The organism is Actinocorallia libanotica, from assembly GCF_039525175.1.
In the GTDB taxonomy this organism is placed as follows: domain Bacteria; phylum Actinomycetota; class Actinomycetes; order Streptosporangiales; family Streptosporangiaceae; genus Actinocorallia; species Actinocorallia libanotica.
The window spans coordinates 1-980 of sequence record NZ_BAAAHH010000108.1 but is presented as its reverse complement, the minus strand read 5'-3'; the positions used below and the strand labels follow the sequence as shown (position 1 = coordinate 980).

Below are 980 nucleotides of genomic sequence, written 5' to 3'. Positions count from 1 at the left end.
TGAAGCGCCCCGAAGGTTCCGGACAGTGGTCCCACTACAATGGGATTGTCCGGAAGGTGTTTAATTTTGGCTCGATCGAAGAAGAACTATTCTCCTGAGTTCCGGGAAGAAGCCGTGAAGTTGGTGATCGAGACCTCGCGCCCGATCGCACAGGTGGCCAGGGAACTCGGAATCAATGCGGGAACTCTCACCAATTGGGTGGGCGCCTACCGGCGTGAGCATGCCGGGGACGACCCGCCGCTCTCGACCAGCGAGCGTGTGCGGCTCCGCGAAACGGAGCGTGAGCTTCGGGAGCTGAAGCAGAAAGTCGCCTTCCTGGAAAAAGTTGCCGCGTACTTCGCCGCGGATCCTCGGTGAACGACAAGTTCGAGTTCATCGACGCTGAGTACGCAACGACATCCATCGCGAACAATGAAGACGCCTTTCCGATCACCAAGATGTGCGCCTGGCTCGAAGTCTCCCGTTCTGGATTCTACGAATGGCGAGGACGGCCGGAATCGGCGACCGCACGCAGGCGCGAGGAGATCAAGGCCTGGGTGCTGTTCTTCTTCAAGGAATCCGATGAGACCTACGGGTACCGGCGCATCCACGCGGACCTCGTCGACGAAGGCGTGGAGGCCGGCCCGGAGCTCGTCCGGTCCTGCATGCGGGAGCTGGGCCTGGAGCCGTGCCAGCCGCGGCCCTGGCGGTTCGGCCTGACCGAAGGCGACGGCCTGGAACACGCGATCCCCGACCTGGTCCAGCGGGACTTCACCGCCGAAGCACCCGGACTGAAAATGGTCGGCGATATCACTTACATCGAAACGTGGGAGGGCTGGGTCTATCTGGCGACTGTCATCGACTGCCACACCAAGGCCGTCATCGGCTGGGCGATGGATGACAACTACAAGACACCGCTCATCGAGAAGGCCATCGCCATGGCCGCCCGCAACCACGACCTTGCAGACCAGGCGATCTTTCACTCCGATCGCGGCAGCAAT

Annotated in this window: 2 protein-coding genes; both read left to right on the top strand. The window is 61.6% G+C overall.

Annotation, left to right across the window (positions count from 1 at the left end; genetic code table 11):
* The first annotated feature begins 39 nt into the window (after positions 1-39).
* The gene (locus ABD140_RS39870; RefSeq protein ID WP_344248267.1) at positions 40-357 is read left to right on the top strand and encodes a transposase; all 318 of its coding nucleotides are present in this window, start codon (positions 40-42) and stop codon (positions 355-357) included.
* On the top strand, positions 354-980 hold a 627-nt coding region (locus tag ABD140_RS39865; RefSeq protein WP_344248265.1), incomplete at its 3' end, for an IS3 family transposase. The genes ABD140_RS39870 and ABD140_RS39865, both read left to right, overlap by 4 nt.

Bases quoted from the DNA above. Each gene is read 5' to 3' on its own strand.
- ABD140_RS39870 (WP_344248267.1), top strand. From the start codon at position 40: ATGGGATTGTCCGGAAGGTGTTTAATTTTGGCTCGATCGAAGAAGAAC.